Raw genomic sequence first — 16,303 nt, 5'->3', positions numbered from 1 at the left:
ACGCCCTGCGAGCGATCGCCTTGGGGCGCGCCCGTATTTGTCAGCGCCACACCGACGTCGCCAACGACGACCGACGGAGCCTGGAACGTCACGATCTGCCAGCGATCGACGCGGCCTGGCCGTGCAAGCTGACGGCCCCAGAACGGGGGCGGCTCGATGTCGATCATCCAGCGCGTCATCGTCGCCGTGTTGTCCGTGTGGGTCACATCGAAGGGCGCAGCCGTGATCGCCTCGTCCCCGATGCTGCCGGCGTGCACATAGGTCTCGTGCGTGAGGTCCATGAGGTTGTCGACCATCAGGCGATAGTCGCATTTCAGCTGATAGAACGTGCCGCCGTCGCCGACCCATTCTGTGCCGTCGTTCCAATGAAAATCTGGAATTTTGGCGGGGTCCGCCAGCGCTGGATCGCCGGGCCACAGCCAGACGAGGCGATGCCGCTCAGCGACCGGAAAGGCACGCATGCAGGCCGACGGATTGATCGTCTTCTGCGCGGGCATGTAGGAGCAGCGGCCGGCCGAATTGAAGACCAGGCCGTGATAACCGCACATGACGTCATCGCCCTTGAGATGTCCCAGCGACAACGGCAGCAGCCGGTGCCAACACGCATCCTCCAGCGCCGCGATGGCGCCGTCCGTGCGGCGATAGAGCACGATGTTCTTGCCGCAGATGGTGCGGGCGGACAGCTCGCGGGCGATCTCGTGGGACCATGCAGCCGCGTACCAGGCATTGAGCGGAAAGGATTTTGGTGCGTTCACGGTGCAGCTATCTCCATGATTTAGTCGATGGTCGCGGGCTTGCCGTCTTAACTCCCATTTTCGAGCAGATCGCGTTGGCAATAGCTATCGGACAATCGGACAGAGTTGATATCCCTTATCTACTCTTTCGATATGGCGGCTTGGGCCACGTGAGGAGGATGTTTAAGGAGATGGCAAAGGATTGGGATCCACTCGCGATTGATTTTGCCGCGATCCGTACCTTGCGCTTGGTGTCGGAACTGGGCTCATTTTCGAAGGCCGCCGAAGTGCTCGGTACGAACCAATCGACGATTAGCTATACGATGGACCGGCTGCGCGCGGCGTTTCATGACAAGCTGTTCGTGCGCCAGCATGGCGGGATCGCGCCAACTCCCCGCTGCGTCGAGATCGTCGAGTGTGCCAGCCGCCTGCTCGAGGGTTTTGAGGGCCTCATGCAGCCGACGATTTTGATCCCGCCAGAGCGTCCGGGCGGGTCACGATCGCCTGCAACTATTACGAACGCTCGATGATTCTGCCGCGTACAATCGCCGAGATTAGGCGCCAAGCGCCCCGCCTGGTGCTGGAGATCAAGGCGGCACGCGCCAAAGGCATCGCGTATCTCAAACGCGGCGAAGCCGATCTTCTCCTCGGCCCCTATGAGGTGCAGGACGAGAGCTTCTATCATCGCCATCTGCTGGATGACCACTATGTGTTCGTTATGCACAAGGGCCACCTGCTCGCAGGCCGGAGGTTGCGCGTCGACGACTATATCAAGGCGAGCCACGCCGTGGTCACCTATGGAGGCACCTGGCGCTCAGGCTACCTCAGAGGGCTCGATGAACGCGGCCTGTCGCTGAACCAGGTGGTCACGGTGCCGAGCATCTCCGATCTAATCCACATTCTCCCCTGCACGGACCTGATCTCGACGGTGCCAAGCCGCATCGCTTCGAACATCGCCAAATCGATCGTAGCGACGTCATGTCCTTTCCCCGAACCGTTTCAAGTCGGCATGACCTGGACGTCCCGGACGCATCATTCTGCCGCCCACCGGTGGCTGCGGCAACTTATGGCCCGGATTGCCGGCACTCTGCCGTACAAGAGCGCTCTCGTCGCGCCTTCCAGGCGCAGCCGCGGCAACGTCAATGCCCGAGTTTGAATCTCCGGTGCCGTCGGCATGCGACTGTCTCCTTCCCCACCTCGATTTCGCTCCAGCCTTGTCGTTGCCTACTAGTTCCGCCAGCTCCAAGGGGCGGCACGACGGAAGCCAGTTCCTGACAACCGTCCTACAAACGAAGGCGGTGGCATGAACGAGGTCGGGTCGATCTCCCGGTGGTTTGCATCGACGCGCGACATTCGCACGCGGCTTTTTCTGCACGCATGAGCAAAAGCGATCAGAATGGCGCGCGAGGCTCGCCGAGCTGGTCCGTGTCGGCTTATCAAGGTCAAGAGCGAGGACAATCAGAGAATCCGCGCGACACTTATCGTAAGATCCCCGCTCGTGACCAAGATATCGAGGACCAGGTCGGCCCTCATCAAAGAATACGCCTTGTTGTTTGCATGCACGATGGGACTGCAGTCTCGCAATTTGGTCCGTGAGCCGTTGGGCGAAGATCATCAGCTTCTCGGTGTGATCGAGCCGATCCTGTCGATCCATGAGCAGATCTGCAAGCAACAAAGCAAGCTCGACAACAAAGTCCGCCGGTTGACAAGTCGGATGAGACGACACGTCGCCTGATGACCGTTCCTGGTGTCGGCGTGGTGATCGCCTTGACGTTCTGCCGTAAGATCGATGACCCATTGCGCTTCCGATCGGCATCAAGCGTCGGCGCCGTCTAAGCGGTTTTCCGAAGAGATCATGCTCAAACAACAACCTGCGCGATGCCAACCGAATCTAAGCGCGCTTTAGCCTCGCCAACTCCTGTATAGCCAAGCCAATGTGAACCGGGGAATAAGATTTCGCATGACAAAATCAGGCTGGCGGCAGCGCACGACGCGAACGCTGAGCCGGCGAACGCTATTGCGCATGACCAGAACGGGTCCGGAAAAGAAGTTTTTTTCCGGAAAGATCATGCGCAAGCAATCTAAGGCGATGGCGATCGAGTTAATTCACACGCTTTAGCAGTCCCTCGCAATCGGATGGTTGCTTTACAGCTCAAGGCCGTGGTCCCCGAGCACCTCGCGCATCAGCGCGCCTTTAATCTCGCAGGCGATCTCGTCGCGGATCTTTGCTCCGAACTGCAATTCGGCATCGCCGTTTCCGGTGAGGTCATGATCGGCGAGCCGTTGCTCGAGCCGACTCTGGAAATCCTCATCCATCGCCTCTATCAGCCGGTCCTGCATCTGTGCATGGGCCTCGGGGGCGATCCGGCTCACCACCGTTTCCCAAGGTTGCCAGCGAGTTGCCAGATAGCCGGCGAAACCCGCTGCCTCCTCATTCCGCACCTGCGTCTCGGCCGCGGTGAGGTCGTGCTCAGTGACGTAGGACACATCAAAGAACCGCATGTCCGGAGCGATGAGTTTCAGGTCCAGCCGCTCGCGTAGCTTGACCTGATAGGCGAGATAGACCTCGACGTCGTCGACGAATTGGAGCGAACCGATTTTTTGACGAGCGATCGGCTCGAGTGCGCCCAGGCGGAACAGGACCCGCGCCTGGTCGACGAGCTCGCCGAGACGATTGTCATAGGCCCCCTCCTCGACATCAGCGTTCAGACGTGCTGTCTGCATGCGGTTCCAGGTCAGGGTGACGCGATCTTCGCAGGACTCGCTCGCCCCAAACGCCAGCTGGAAATACTGCTGGCGCAACCCCGGCCTGATCGCTGCTTGCTGCAGATCCTCTGCTACTGCTTTTCGGAACTCGGGATGGCCGTAATTCACGGTGCTGCGCAGCCTGTCGAGGAAAAGCGCATATTCCGACGCGCCCGCCTCGCCGGCGAAGTTCTGCCATGCGGCGATCACCTCCGGCACGCTCTCCATCCAGTCCGCTACCGCCTCGCTCAGGGGTCGCGCTGAATCGCCCGCCGTTCCCTCATTCATCGAGAAGAAGACTCGCGGACCGCTATAGCCCGGGGCATTCAGGGCTCCCGCCAAATTCGTCCGCACCCGCTCGGACAGCGGATTATCCTCTACATACACCATGCACCCAGAACCCAGCTGGGTTAACAGCGTCTCCGGCAGGCTGGTCAGCCGGTTGCGTCGTACCTCGAGCACCTGGAGCTCGGCCGGGAGGGTCTCAGGCAAGCTCGTCAGGCTGTTGCCGCCGACGTGGAGTCTCTGAAGCTCGGGCGGGAGGGTGTCGGGCAGGCTGGTCAGGTCGTTGTCGCGGGCGAAGAGCAACGGGAGCTCGGCGGGGAGGTCATTGGGCAGGCTGGTCAGCCGGTTGCCGTCGGCTTCGAGCTCCTGGAGGTCGGGCGGCAGGCTCTCGGGTAGGCTGGTCAGCCGGTTGCCACCAACGGCAAGTGTCTGAAGTCCGCTCGGGAGTGCGTTGGGCAGGCCGGTCAGCAGGTTGCCGCGGACATCGAGGTCCTGGAGCCCCGCCGGCAGTGTGTCCGGCAGGCCGGTCAGTCGGCAGCTACCGACGGCGAGCGTCGAGAGGTTCTCCGGAAGAGTTTCGGGCAGTCTGGTCAGCAGATTGCCGCCGATTTCCAGTGACTGAAGTCCCATCGGAAGGATCTCGGGCAGGCTGGTCAACCGGTTGCCGCTGGCGCCGAGCGTCCGGAGTCCGACCGGGAGCGTGTCGGGCAGGTGCACCAACTCATTGTCGCTCACGTCAAGCGACTGAAGTCCGGCCGGAAAGGCGGCGGGCAATGTCGTCAGGCCCAGGCATGGCAGCTCCAGCCGTGCATAGACGTCGCCGGCTTCTGCCCAGGCTCTTATTCGTCTTACGGCCTCGTGCCGGTCCTCGTTTTCCGTCTGCCCCGGCTCGCCAGCCCAGCTGTCCAGGATCTGCTCAAGCCGCGCGTCCCTGAGGTCGAGGTCTTCGAGGTTCATCAGATTGCTGGCAGAGGCAGATGTGGAGGCGCCTGTCCCGTGCAAGGCTTCGGTCGACTGCGCCACGGCCGGCGCGAGGGGGAGCTGGCGGCCTCTTCTTGAAGTATTGCCATCGCCCGACCGGGGCTGTCGGCCGAGGATCGATGCCTCGAAGCTGTGCTCCCAAGGAATTGCGGGAGACGTTGGCCACTCCGACACCACATCATCGGCCTCAGCCCACGAATGCTCCTCCTGATCGACACTATGCGTGGGCCAATCGGCAGCTGCATCCATGCGCTGCCAGTAATCTGTCAGGCTGACACTGCCCGGCAACTGGCCACCGTGATCCGCAAAAAGCACATTCTGATTGCGCCCTTGTTCAGATGGCGGATCCGAGGGCGACCGCGAGGTGCTTTGTCCGACGCGATCCTCGTGCGGCATGCTCAAATGCTCTGCATCTGTGTTGGACACAACATTGGGCTGGCCGAGGCTATTTGAATTGGAGGGTTGGCGCTCGTGCGGATGCAACTCGTTCAGGCGCTGCTGAAACCCCGCTTGATCCGCCTGCTGCGTTTGCAGCCCGTCGTCCTGCGTCCGCTCTACGTCCGAGGCCTCGAATGGGTTGAGGTTGTTGAACGGATCCATCCCATTTTCCTGGCAGATAAGCAGTTAACGCCGGCTCTGGATAAACACGTTCTCGCTAAGAGGTTTAGCTTTCGAGAAGCTGACAAGGAATCAGAATGATCGGATCTATCCTCTGCGATCTCCCCAGGATAGTTACCGCCTATTTGCCCGTAGCTTTAGTTAGCATTACAGTTGTTTTTTTCTTTGAGGTGAGCGCGTCGCCAGCAAGACTAAGCGATGATGTGTGCGGGCTGAATACGCTTTCGAGCGAGTCTGATGGCAATGCGGCGAATTTCCTGGATTGACCAACGGATCAGCGGCGGCGTGGTTGTACTTTGGCTTTTGCCAGAGGACGGTGTTTCGTTTTTTTGGGCGGCGGCGGATTGGCGGATTACGGCCATCATGGCAAAGGCGAGCATCACCAGCGACACATGACGGTGCCAGCCATGCCAGGATCTGCTCTCGTTGTGATCGAGCCCGAATTCGTTTTTCGCGGTCTCAAAGCTGTCCTCGATCGCCCATCGATGGCCTTCAACCGCGACCAGCGTTTCAATGGATGTTCCCGCTGGACACCAGGTGGTGAAGAAGGCGAGGTCATCATCGGCGATCCGACGTCGGATCAGTAGGCCACGCGTCCACAAGCCATCATTAGCATTGTTGAACTGCTCGGCCTCGAGATCGGCCAATTCGAGATAACACCAATCGTGTAATCGCGGCCCTTTGGTTCCGGCTCCCGCCGACAGACGCTTCCAGTCAGATGAGCGGCGCGTCCCGGCTCTGTCTGCAGCCGTACCGGCGACCGGCGGTCGCTTGCCCCAGGATCGAAACACATGAGCACTGCACGCATATTGCTCGGCTTGAAAACCAGCAACCTGAAACACGCGGAGGACCACCTCTGCTGCTGGGCCGAAAGACCTCGTTGGAGAGAGTTGCTGCATTCCTGCATGATGGATAAGCACCTGAGCGCTGCCGATGCGATGTCGCTACCAATGCCACGTCGTGATATTGCCGATTACCTTGGCTTGACGCTCGAAAACTGTATCGCACGCAGTGTCACAACGGCCTGAAGCAGGCATTCTCGATTTCATCGGAAATACCCGACGGGATATCGCAATCTTCGACCGACAGCGGCTTGCGAGTCTCGACCTGCAGGATTGTCCCTGATCTGCGATTTGCTGCCCGCGAGAGCATCCACTAGGATGCCCGAGGGGAGCCTCACTCGTTCCGAGTGTCACTTAAGCATTCCTTAGCACCAATCATGCCGATTATTGCTGCATGACACCAAGGGAGGACGGCTCCCACGCTGAGGGATGGCACCTATGCGGCCTGGTTTGGCACCACGATTGACCAAGGCACCGGCATCGTTCATATCGCTGACGGGCAAGTCTGGGGTCGTGACAGCATCATGGCCTATCGCGGCTCCTATAACGTTGATGGAGATCGCTCCACCGCGATAGCGCCGACCAAACGGCATACGATGGTCGCGCAACGGTCTTCGGCGTCTATGATGAACTCACGCTCCACATTGAGGGAACGTGCCCGAACAGGATCGCTAGTTACATAGCGACGGCAGAACAGGCGCCAGGAGTCGTCCTTCACGGGACCCTTATTCTCAGTGAACAACAACCGCCACGGCCACCTGGAAGAATCGAGCAGGTAGTAGCGTTTAATCCTGACAAGCTTCCAAAGTTGCCAAGGCGCCTGCGCTGATCCGCATTCGGACGAATCTGCTGGATGACTGCATTCGGCGTGGTCGTCAAGGCGCCGTAGACGAGGTGCAGTCGAGGAATGGGGTTGAAGTGGTGCCGCAGCCTAAAACGGTGAAGTTCACCGGGGAGACGCTGATCGCTGGTCTCGCCAAGGCGCACGGCCAGCGGCGCCTGGAGGAGAAACTGCTCGTGCTGTCGAAGCCAAAGCTGCTGATCGACGACGAACTCAGCACCGTGTTCGCCGATCCAGTGGCCGCCACCGCTCGCCATTAGGCGCGTCGGCAGCGGCGGACGGCGTGGCTTGTCTCTCCGCAGACCGCGTGCAACGGCTGCATCGGCTTCACCAGCGGGTGCTCATATGGATGATCGCCTCCTGGCGAGGGCGAAAGCGTCTCGCCTCGTTGCTTTCGACGCTAGGGCAGTCATCAGACCCGGAGTGTAGGGCGAGTCACCGCAGACGCAGGGGATGACGTACGGCCCTTCGGTGTTCCTGCAGGTCGTACAGTAGCTTGCTCTCTGCGGATGTGCTCGCCGCGAGAGCGCTATCTGCAAGCACCGCCCCAACCACCATACGGAATTCAGGGGCAATGAATACTGCTGGAGTTAGTAGGTGCTCTTTCTCGACCGTCAACTACGTGTATGCGCCGTGCGCGCCATGCGGACACAAGTTGGCGGGAAAGGAAAACTCGATGCGATTTGATTTCAGCAAGCTCCGCCGCGCTTCTCTTGCACTCGCTCTTTTTGCCTGCGGCACGATGGACACCGGCCGGGCCGATGATCCGCCGCGGTGCTCTGAAGGCTCCACGCAGGCAGGCCATAAGAGCGGTCCCGACGAACGGGCGGGACAAACACCGAGCGCGCCGTCTGCAAGCGAGCTGCATCGCTTGCCGCCGGATTCGACCACCAAGCATACGCTCCATGTGCCAGGCCGGGTACTCAACTCTGCTGCGACCGCGGGCTCGATCCGCCTATTCGACGAAAAAGGCGAGCCGCAAGCCGACATCGCCTATACGGCTTATCAGCTCGACGGGACGGACCGCACGACGCGTCCGGTCACATTCTTCTTCAACGGCGGACCCGGCTCATCTTCGGCTTGGCTCCAGCTCGGCAATGCCGGTCCCTGGCGGCTGCCGATCAACGCCGACGAGATCACGCCTTCCACTTCTTTAGAAGCGAAGCCTAATGCGGAAACCTGGCTCGACTTCACCGACCTCGTCTTCATCGACCCGGTCGGGACTGGCTATAGCCGCTTCGTCGCGAACGGTGAGGATGTCCGCAAGAAGTTCTTTTCCGTCGACGGCGATGTCAGCGCCCTCGCGTTGAGTATACGCCGCTGGCTTGAGAAGTACGACCGGCTCCTATCGCCAAAGTACGTCGTGGGCGAAAGTTATGGCGGCATTCGAGGACCGAAGGTCGTGCGCCAGCTGCAGACGCGTCAGGGTGTCGGAGTCAAGGGCTTGATCTTGGTCTCGCCGGTGTTTGACTACGCTCCCCCCGGGATCTTGCGATATGTCACGCTGCTGCCGAGCTATGTCGCAACAGCCCGTGAAGCCAAGAGCCAAGCGAAGGGCTCCGATCTCACCGCCGTGGAAAATTACGCGCAAGGCGAGCTCCTGGCCGACCTCCTCAAAGGTGAGGCTGACAGCGAGGCCAGTAATCGCATCGCTGATAAGCTCGCCGTGTTAATCGGCATCGACCAAGGCGTGACCCGAGCACGTGGCGGCCGCATTGACATTGGCGAATTCCGCCGCGAGCTGGATCGCCGCAGCGGCAAGGTGACCGGCGGTTATGATGCCTCGGTGAGGGGTCTGGATCCCTATCCGCATTCAGCTGCCCACCCCTTCGGCGACCCCTCGGGTGATGCGCTTGCGCCGCCGGTGACGAGTGCTGCCGTCGATGTCCTGACGCGCAAGCTCAAGTGGCGGCCGGATGGCTCTTATGAACTGCTCAATGGTGCGGTCGGAAAGGCTTGGGATTTCGGCAATACACCTCCAGAGTCGCTGTCGGAGCTGCGACAGGCTCTCGCAACGGATGCGAAGATGAAGGTGCTGGTGGGACACGGGCTTTTTGATCTTGTGACCCCTTATTTCGCCACGAAAATGGCCCTCGCTCAGTTGCCCGCCTTCGCCTCAGCGCCGCGGGTCAGGCTGCTGGTCCTCCCTGGCGGCCACATGTTCTATTCACGTGACTCCTCGCGTCAGGCTTTTCGCGCAGAAGTCGAGGCAATGATCACGTCGGAAACCGAACATTAACGCTGCGAAGATTTCGCCGTGAGTAGGGTAAGCGGTTTTGCGCTGATCGCACCCGATTTATGATCGATGTGAGTCGCCAACAGCCGCTGATCCTTCGGCAATGCCGGCGGCGCCAATCGCGATCCTAAAGCTGGTGCTGCCGCTCTGGTGGTTGGTGCTGCTGGCGATCATCATGCCGGCTCTGACGATGATGATCGTCGTCATGCCAACTATGGCGATCATCATGCCGACGAGCAGCAGCACCACGCGAACCATCATATGGTGCCCCCGATGATCGCCGCCGGCTATGCCGGCCTTGTTCTAGTCGCGTCTGGCCGCTAGGCGCGCGCGGCGGTATTAACGAACAGGGGCGCCGCGCTGTCTGCTACTTCCTTGGGCAGCATCCTTAGCTGTTCTGCGTCGAAGGGCAGATAAGTGAGATATTTTGCGACCAGAGCGCCCACGGCTTCTGCTTGTGCTGCATCTCGTTGGCGCTTGAGCGGCTCCCTATCCGCTCGACGGGACAACCACAGCTTATGCGCCGCCCAAACCCGCGGATCTGGAGCGACGATGCGCACCGGTTCGCCTTTTTCGTCGATCGCGACAGCCTCGAAAGCGGGAGAATTCTGCAGCCAATCGAGGCCTTCGATTTGGACGGCAGTCGGGTCTTCGGGATCCGAGCCGATCTTATCCGGTGCCTTCTTCCCGGGAGGACTCTGCATCGGCTTGATCAGATCGACGAGATAGCCGTTGCGATTCACAGCTCGGAACGTCTGCTTGGCCCGTTCGAAGCTGGTGTCAACGCGTTGAAGTATCTTCAGGAGCGAAGACTCTGAGACGTCCTCGTCCGCCACAAACGTAAGCCCGCCGGGAGCGTCGAACAGCAGGTCGATGTCTTCCGTCGTGGCCGGGCCCGGATCGATCCTGACTCCGGAAGACGCTTCATATCCGTAGATGGCGTTCGTTCCGAGAATCCGAATGCCAGCACCCAACATCCTGTAGCCATCGAGAGCGCGCATGATCCGGGCTCCGATCAAAGGCACGCGACCCAGGCCTAGCGCACGATTGACCGCCGCTTGTCGCTCCATCACGCCGCGCGACAGCTTGACGCGTTCGCTTGCGAAATCGAGCGTTAGGCGGGCGACGAATCTGGAGTCCACAACGCCGCGATGCGCGCCGCCCTGGCTGCCGGCAGCGTGCCGACGCGAGCACTCTTTTGAGGCTGGTGAGCCAACTGCGCGCGAGGGCCTCGAATGAATCGCGCCCTCGACCTGATCGACCTCAACGACTCGACGCGGTAGGGACAACCGTGCTAGAACATACAGGGAACACATATCCAGGCGGTTGCAACGCGACCGCATTGCATCTGAACTAAGCCGATGTCGGCGGCCGGTTCTGTACCGTGTCGCGCCACTCCCTCTGTTTGTGTCGAGTACGATTTCGATATGCCCCTATTCCGCCATCTGCACGACGACGCTTTTCTGGTTTTCTCACGGGACCACAAGCATCTTTATGCGGCGTGTCTCCTCGACTTGCATGAGCGGTACTTCACCGGTGCCCCTGCGTTTCCGACACCTCAGCAGGTGGTCCATGCCATCTACGACGTCATGCGTGCGCATCCGTCCCTGTGGAGCGAAGGCGATGACTTCGGCGAGGCGCTTCCGGAGGTGATCTCGTCGGGCCGGCGGCGGATCCGTCGCGCCGACATTTCCGCGGGCTCGGAGAAGGGAGACAAGGCCCTCACCTTGGCCCGCCAGCTCTACTCCCGCCTGATCGCATGGCGTTGGCTCGAAGAGGAAGAATACGGCCTGCGGGTCACCGTCGACATGGCAATGGGACCGCTGCTGGTCATCCAGCGACTAGCGAGCCTGAACAAAGATCTGTCGCAGCGGTTCGGAGGACTGATCGTCCAGATCCGCCTCAACCTCGAAGCCGTCGAGAAGCTCACGCCCGATGTGACGGACCGCAAGCAGCGCGAGGCCGCCCTCGCCGTGCGAGAGGCCCGCAACCAGGCCGATCAGTTCACCAAAAGCCTCCGCGCGATCCTTGCCGACCTCAAGCGGATCCGACGGACCGTCATGGAATCAAAGACAGTGGGCGACCGTCTCGAGGCCTTCTTCGAGGAATTCGTCGATCAGCTCCTGCTCAGGGATTTCGAGTCCATCCTCACCGTCAACCACCCCTACCGCTTCAGGGACGCCATCGTCGACCTTGCCCGGAAGATCTCCTACATGCCCGAAACGATGCAAGTTCTCGCGGAGGAATACGCCAGAGCCAGCATGGCGGCGGACGTCGAGGACGGCCACATGGCCGCCGCCGACGACCTGCTCGCGATCGAGAACATCTTCGAGCAGATCGGCGAGATGTTCGAACGCATCGAGATATTCAGACGGCAGCTGGAGGCGCGGGTCAGGAACACGATCAAGTATGCCGAGCGCGGTACGCAAGGATTGGTCGGGCGCGCCGGCGACCTGGTAGGCCGGCTGGACGCCCTGCTGCGGGACGGCCGCCACGATGAGGCCACCGTGGAATGGAGCATCGAGCCGCTGCGGTCCCCCTGGTCGGAGCACCATCAGGCTCCCGCCAGGCAGCCGCGCCGTCCCGTCGAGGCGAGAGAGCTCGCCGCACCCCCATCGGACCCGCTATACGAATTGCGCAAGCAATTGCGGCTCGAGTACATCGCCCGCATCGCGCCCCGCCCGGAGGACGTCCGGCGTTTCCTGGAAGGCCAGGTGCCGCCGTTCGGCACCAAGGAAGCGCGGTTTATGGAGATCGAGACGGTGGACGATTTCCTCGCATTCGACACCGCACGCCGCTACGCGCTCACCGGCGAGGTCCCGCCGCAGGTCGCCAAGGGTTTCGAACTGGAGCCGTCGCCGGAAACCCCGCCCCATGACAGCGAATGGCTCAGATGCGCGAACTTCGTAGTCAGGCGTTCAGGCGCGCTGCGCAAGGACAAGGCACATGCTTAACGAATTCGAGAACATCGAAAGGTCCGCCGGCGCGGACAAGGCCGCGGACCTGCGGAGAGCGCTCCACTTCCTGCTGCGCAGGCAGTTCGTGTTCGCGGGCGATCCGCGCACCGGGAAGATCTACAACACCATCATGGACGGCCGCTTCCGCGACGTGGTGGACGGCTTCTTCGACAGTTGCGGCTACCGCGTCCACCGCGATCCCGAAGCCCAGTGGGCCGGAGTCCTCGCGATCGACGAGGACGTGCCTCTGCCACGCATGCGGCTCGACGAGACCATCGTGACACTCGTCCTCGCCGCGCACTGGCAGGAGGAAGTCAATCTCGGCGCGATCGAGGACCGCGCCGTCGTCGTCACGACGCTGAACGCTCTGCACGACCGATACAAGGACATGGTGCAGCCCAACGGCGGCGGCGCCATCGGCATCAACCGCTTTCGCGATATCCTAAAGGAAGCCTCTCAGCGCAGTCTGGTCGAGATCGGCGACTACGACAACGAACAGCAGGACTGCGAAATCCGGATCCGGCCGATGATCAAGCTGATCAGCGGCGGCGACGCCCTCCAGCGGCTCGAGCGGTACGCCCGCAGCGAGGAGGCTCGATCGCCGCAGCCCACAGGGGAAGAAGCATGATGGAATTGCGTCATCTCGCCATGGTGAACTGGCACCTGTTCGACGTCGCCGACATCCCCGTCGCCGGCCACATCGGCGTGCTCGGCGAGAACCGATCCGGCAAGTCGACCATTCTCGACATGGCTCAGGTCGTGTTGACAGGCGGCAACAGGCGCTTCCTGCGACTAAACGCGGTCGCGGGCGACAGCGGCAAGTCGCGGAGTGGCTCCAAGCGCAGCGTCGTCGATTACTGCCTTGGGACCTTGGGCGAAGACCAGCGGCGCCGGGACGATGCGCGCACCTACGTCAGCCTCGGCTTCGAGGACACCGAGGGCGTTCGCCCGCCGATGACCATCGGCATGGCGCTCGAGGCACGCAAGGCGGACAGCAAAGAGACGGTCCTCGCCCTGTTCGTCGCCGTGGGCACGATCCTCACGTCCAAGGCCTTCATCGAGCACAGGGGGACCTCGCAATTCCCGGCTCAGTGGGAGGACGTGCGCGGGCGCATCGTGGCCGCAGTGGGCGAGCAGAATTTCATCAATCACCGCGACCGGGCGGGAGACTACGTCCGCGAATACATGCGCCATCTGCTTCCGCATGCACCCTACGGCGAGCAGAACGCGAGCGCCCTGCAGAAATCGATCGTCAACGCGATGACGCTGGATCACAACCAGACCGCTACGCAGTTCGTTCGGACCTACATCCTGGAAGATAGTCCGATCCGGATCGGGGAGTTGCGCGAGTCGATCCAGACCTACAGGAACATCAGCGAGACCATCCGTAAGATGCGCCTCAAGCTGGAGGCGCTGAAGGAATTGAGGACGATCCTCGCGGCGCTGGCAGAGGCCTTCGAAACGAAATTCCGCGAGCAGTGGATCGCAAAGCGCGCCGAGTGGCTCGCCGCCCGGGCGACCAACCGAGACTGGAGGACCAGGCTGCACCTTGCGACCGCGCAGCGCGATGCCGCTGCAGGCGAACTTGCGTTCCTCGCCGAAGACATCAAGGCGATCGACAAGGAGGTCGAACGGCTTACCGAAGCCATCGCCGAGCACGATGCCAAGACCGGCAGAAAATCGTTCCAGCAGACTGCGTCGGTAGCTGCCCAGGCGGCGCAGCGGGCCGCCGCGGATTTCAAAGCGCGCCTCGACGCGATCCGGCGTCTGCAGCCGCTGAGCGCCATGCGCGGCCAGGGCTTCGACGATTTCATCCCCGTCGTCGACAATTTACAGGCCGCGGCAGAGGGGGCCGCCGTCGTCTCCGTTTCCGAGGAGCTCTCGGTGGCGGAAAGCGCCCTCACCACATCCGGAGCACAGCAGCTCGCCAAGGTCGATGAAGCGCGCCAGGAGATCATCGCAAAGGTCGCCCAACTGCGCGCGCAGCGCGACGACCTGCTGGGCCGGATTCGGCAGCACGCCTCCGGAGGAGCGCGGGCACACCTTGAACCGGACACCGAGCGCCTCTGCCAAAGGCTCCGGCAGAAGGGGATGGCACCGAGGGTACTCTGCGAATTGATCGAGGTTGCGGACCCGGAATGGGCGGGAGCCGCCGAAGCGCTGCTCGGCCGAGACCGCGACGCCGTCTTCGTCGACAGACCAGACATCGGCGACGCGACGGCGATCTTCAAGGAAGGACGCCGCGAATTCCGGCGCACCTCCCTGGTGAGCCTCAACAAGCTGGAGCAGTTCAGGGCCAGGCCGGACCGCGGAACATTCCCTGCGATCTTCCGCACCGACGATCCGGACGCACTGTCGTTCATCATGCGCCGCTACGGCTCCGTGCGGCTCGCCGAGACGCTCGAGCAGTTCAACAGGCCGGGCCGGGCGATCATGAGGGACGGCCTCTACGACGACGGCCTGGTGCGAACGCATCGGTCGATCGATCTTTCACAGCACAAGATCGGCAAGACCGCCCAGGCAAACGCCCTGCGCGCCCTGCAGGAGCAGGCGGACGATCTGGAAGCTTCGCTTGCGCAAGCCAACAAGGAGGCGGAAATTGCGGACAGCGCCTTCATGGCGCTCAAGGCGCTGTGCGAGACGGCCACGGCAGACCTGAAGGCTCACGCCACTGCCTACGCCGCCGCCCAGACCGAGAAGGCCGATGCGGACACCAAACTTGCGGCCCTGGACAGCGCCGGCGATGGAGGCCTCCGCGACAAGAAACTGGCGCAACAGGAGCTTAAGAAGAAGAGGATCGGCGAGCGCGAGACCCAGCAGACCGCCTTCAACAGGCACGATGGCGAAGTTAGAACGGCGACGAACAGGCTCGGCGACGGTGAAAACGTCCCGGGCTCCGAACTCAATCTGAAGATCGCCTGGTCGCTGTTCGCCAAGAACCAGCCGCTCTACGCCGCGGCGAAGGGCCGGTCCGCGTACCGATCCCGGCTCGACGCCCGCATGCAGAAGAACGAGGCGGAAAAGCACCGCGCCATCGCCGAGAAGGCGGTGAAAGACGCCGATGCCGCGGACAGCGAGCGCGGACGCGTCGAACGGCGCGTGCGCGAATTCCTGGACAATTATTTCGAAGAGTTCGGAACGCAGTCGCAAATCGGCATCGAGAGCGAGCCCCTTCGTGAGGTGAAGCCCTGGATGGACCTGTTGATCAGCGACATCGAGTCCAACGAACTGCGGCAATATGAACGACAGGCACGGGAAGCGGCCGAGAAGGCAGCGACCCTGCTGCGCGGCGAGTTCATCAACGCGCTGACCTCGCGCATCGGCAAGATGGAGCGGGACCTGCAGTCGCTGAACCGCAGCCTGCATGCGCATCCCTTCCACAACGAGCGCTACTCGTTCCACCGCACCCAGGTGGTCGAATTCCAGCCGATCCTGAAAATCATCGAGATCGGCAAGACCTCTCCGGAGGCGCTGGACATGCTCTTCCGCGGCGACGTGCCCGAAGATTTCCCGCACAAGGACACGATTCTCGCACTCGAAGCGCTGCTGGAGGACCCGGAGAAGGACTTCACCGAATTTGAAGACTACCGGAACTTCTACACGTTCGAGATCCACATGGAGGACGTCGCGACGGGTAGGTCGACCCGCTGGGAGCAGCGCCGAGGTACGGGCTCCGGAGCCGAACAGCAGGTCCCCATCTACGTCGCGATCGGCGCGTCACTGGCGGCGGTCTACGGCAGCGCCGAGCGGCGCGCCGGCAAGCCTTCGGGCTTCGCTCTCGCGATGTTCGACGAGGCGTTCTCAAAATTGGACGGACGAAACCAGCGCCAGATGATGAGCTTCTATAAGAACCTCGGCCTCCAGTTCGTCATCGCGGCCCCGTTCGAGAAGCGCGTCGCTGTCCTCGAACACATGGACACCATCGTCGAGGTCGACCGCATCGGCGAACAGTCCAGAGCGACCGTGGTCTCCCTGAAGGAAAAGGCCAAGCAGGAACTGATGGCGATCGATCCCGACCTGATCTCCGACGCCGATCTCTCGCTCCGGCTCGCGGCCGAGTAGCC

13 protein-coding genes and 3 pseudogenes are annotated in these 16,303 nt (G+C 61.9%); 11 read left to right on the top strand and 5 right to left on the bottom strand.

Annotated features, from left to right (window positions below; genetic code table 11):
* A partial coding sequence (locus SO180_RS36035) for a Rieske 2Fe-2S domain-containing protein (protein ID WP_449383565.1) occupies nucleotides 1–755 on the bottom strand: 755 nt, incomplete at its 3' end.
* 170 nt (nucleotides 756–925) lie between these two features.
* Between SO180_RS36035 and SO180_RS36030 the strand changes: the two genes are divergently transcribed.
* From SO180_RS36030 to SO180_RS36010, 5 genes and pseudogenes are all read left to right on the top strand, one after another.
* On the top strand, nucleotides 926–1,264 hold the full coding sequence (locus tag SO180_RS36030; RefSeq protein ID WP_449383564.1) for a LysR family transcriptional regulator: 339 nt from the start codon (nucleotides 926–928) through the stop codon (nucleotides 1,262–1,264).
* The gene (locus SO180_RS36025) at nucleotides 1,261–1,890 is read left to right on the top strand and encodes a LysR substrate-binding domain-containing protein (RefSeq protein ID WP_449383563.1); all 630 of its coding nucleotides are present in this window, start codon (nucleotides 1,261–1,263) and stop codon (nucleotides 1,888–1,890) included. The genes SO180_RS36030 and SO180_RS36025 overlap by 4 nt, the downstream gene beginning before the upstream one ends.
* 342 nt (nucleotides 1,891–2,232) lie before the next feature.
* The gene (locus SO180_RS36020) at nucleotides 2,233–2,469 is read left to right on the top strand and encodes a hypothetical protein (RefSeq protein WP_449383562.1); all 237 of its coding nucleotides are present in this window, start codon (nucleotides 2,233–2,235) and stop codon (nucleotides 2,467–2,469) included.
* Nucleotides 2,454–2,564 (top strand): annotated as a pseudogene (locus SO180_RS36015) (transposase); the annotation flags it as partial. The gene SO180_RS36020 and the pseudogene SO180_RS36015, both read left to right, overlap by 16 nt.
* A 130-nt stretch (nucleotides 2,565–2,694) precedes the next feature.
* Nucleotides 2,695–2,853 carry a hypothetical protein gene (locus SO180_RS36010; RefSeq protein WP_449383561.1) on the top strand — a complete coding sequence of 53 codons (159 nt, stop codon included), beginning with the start codon at nucleotides 2,695–2,697 and terminating at the stop codon, nucleotides 2,851–2,853.
* Nucleotides 2,854–2,879: 26 nt separating this feature from the next.
* On the opposite strand, the gene SO180_RS36005 is transcribed toward SO180_RS36010, so the two are convergent.
* Together SO180_RS36005 and SO180_RS36000 are read right to left on the bottom strand one after the other, a co-directional pair.
* Nucleotides 2,880–5,345: an NEL-type E3 ubiquitin ligase domain-containing protein gene (locus tag SO180_RS36005; RefSeq protein WP_449383560.1), complete on the bottom strand. Its 2,466-nt coding sequence runs from the start codon at nucleotides 5,343–5,345 to the stop codon at nucleotides 2,880–2,882.
* Between the two features lie 209 nt (nucleotides 5,346–5,554).
* Nucleotides 5,555–6,157 (bottom strand): annotated as a pseudogene (locus tag SO180_RS36000) (transposase); the annotation flags it as partial.
* 6 nt (nucleotides 6,158–6,163) lie between these two features.
* On the opposite strand from SO180_RS36000, the pseudogene SO180_RS35995 reads away from it, so the two are divergent.
* The 3 genes and pseudogenes from SO180_RS35995 to SO180_RS35985 all read left to right on the top strand — a co-directional run.
* Nucleotides 6,164–6,488, top strand: a pseudogene (locus tag SO180_RS35995) (helix-turn-helix domain-containing protein); the annotation flags it as partial.
* Between the two features lie 638 nt (nucleotides 6,489–7,126).
* On the top strand, nucleotides 7,127–7,306 hold the full coding sequence (locus SO180_RS35990; RefSeq protein WP_449383559.1) for a hypothetical protein: 180 nt from the start codon (nucleotides 7,127–7,129) through the stop codon (nucleotides 7,304–7,306).
* Between the two features lie 416 nt (nucleotides 7,307–7,722).
* Nucleotides 7,723–9,285, top strand: coding sequence for a S10 family peptidase (locus SO180_RS35985; RefSeq protein ID WP_449383558.1), 1,563 nt, complete (start codon nucleotides 7,723–7,725; stop codon nucleotides 9,283–9,285).
* A 57-nt stretch (nucleotides 9,286–9,342) separates the two neighbouring features.
* Here SO180_RS35985 and SO180_RS35980 read toward each other — a convergent pair whose 3' ends face one another.
* Complete coding sequence (locus SO180_RS35980; protein ID WP_449383557.1) at nucleotides 9,343–9,543, bottom strand: hypothetical protein; 201 nt, start codon at nucleotides 9,541–9,543, stop codon at nucleotides 9,343–9,345.
* Between the two features lie 59 nt (nucleotides 9,544–9,602).
* A complete protein-coding gene (locus SO180_RS35975) occupies nucleotides 9,603–10,283 on the bottom strand; it encodes a nucleotidyltransferase family protein (RefSeq protein WP_449383556.1) in 681 nt (226 codons plus the stop codon).
* 360 nt (nucleotides 10,284–10,643) lie between these two features.
* Between SO180_RS35975 and SO180_RS35970 the strand changes: the two genes are divergently transcribed.
* Genes SO180_RS35970 through SO180_RS35960 form a run of 3 tightly spaced genes read left to right on the top strand, consistent with a single transcriptional unit; the run spans nucleotide 10,644 to nucleotide 16,301 of the window.
* The gene (locus tag SO180_RS35970; protein ID WP_449383555.1) at nucleotides 10,644–12,236 is read left to right on the top strand and encodes a Wadjet anti-phage system protein JetA family protein; all 1,593 of its coding nucleotides are present in this window, start codon (nucleotides 10,644–10,646) and stop codon (nucleotides 12,234–12,236) included.
* Nucleotides 12,229–12,867: a DUF4194 domain-containing protein gene (locus SO180_RS35965; protein ID WP_449383554.1), complete on the top strand. Its 639-nt coding sequence runs from the start codon at nucleotides 12,229–12,231 to the stop codon at nucleotides 12,865–12,867. Before SO180_RS35970 ends, SO180_RS35965 begins: the two co-directional genes overlap by 8 nt.
* On the top strand, nucleotides 12,864–16,301 hold the full coding sequence (locus SO180_RS35960) for an SbcC/MukB-like Walker B domain-containing protein (RefSeq protein WP_449383553.1): 3,438 nt from the start codon (nucleotides 12,864–12,866) through the stop codon (nucleotides 16,299–16,301). Before SO180_RS35965 ends, SO180_RS35960 begins: the two co-directional genes overlap by 4 nt.
* Nucleotides 16,302–16,303 lie beyond the last annotated feature (2 nt).

It is taken from the genome of Bradyrhizobium sp. UFLA05-112 (genome assembly GCF_053572325.1).
Note: the sequence above shows the minus strand (reverse complement) of the source record. Positions and strands in the feature narration are given on the sequence as shown.

Bases quoted from the DNA above. Each gene is read 5' to 3' on its own strand.
- SO180_RS36030 (WP_449383564.1), top strand. From the start codon at position 926: ATGGCAAAGGATTGGGATCCACTCGCGATTGATTTTGCCGCGATCCGT.
- SO180_RS36025 (WP_449383563.1), top strand. From the start codon at position 1,261: ATGATTCTGCCGCGTACAATCGCCGAGATTAGGCGCCAAGCGCCCCGC.
- SO180_RS36010 (WP_449383561.1), top strand. From the start codon at position 2,695: ATGACAAAATCAGGCTGGCGGCAGCGCACGACGCGAACGCTGAGCCGG.
- SO180_RS36005 (WP_449383560.1), bottom strand. From the start codon at position 5,345: ATGGATCCGTTCAACAACCTCAACCCATTCGAGGCCTCGGACGTAGAG.
- SO180_RS35985 (WP_449383558.1), top strand. From the start codon at position 7,723: ATGCGATTTGATTTCAGCAAGCTCCGCCGCGCTTCTCTTGCACTCGCT.
- SO180_RS35980 (WP_449383557.1), bottom strand. From the start codon at position 9,543: ATGATGGTTCGCGTGGTGCTGCTGCTCGTCGGCATGATGATCGCCATA.
- SO180_RS35975 (WP_449383556.1), bottom strand. From the start codon at position 10,283: ATGCGCGCTCTCGATGGCTACAGGATGTTGGGTGCTGGCATTCGGATT.
- SO180_RS35970 (WP_449383555.1), top strand. From the start codon at position 10,644: ATGTCGGCGGCCGGTTCTGTACCGTGTCGCGCCACTCCCTCTGTTTGT.
- SO180_RS35965 (WP_449383554.1), top strand. From the start codon at position 12,229: ATGCTTAACGAATTCGAGAACATCGAAAGGTCCGCCGGCGCGGACAAG.
- SO180_RS35960 (WP_449383553.1), top strand. From the start codon at position 12,864: ATGATGGAATTGCGTCATCTCGCCATGGTGAACTGGCACCTGTTCGAC.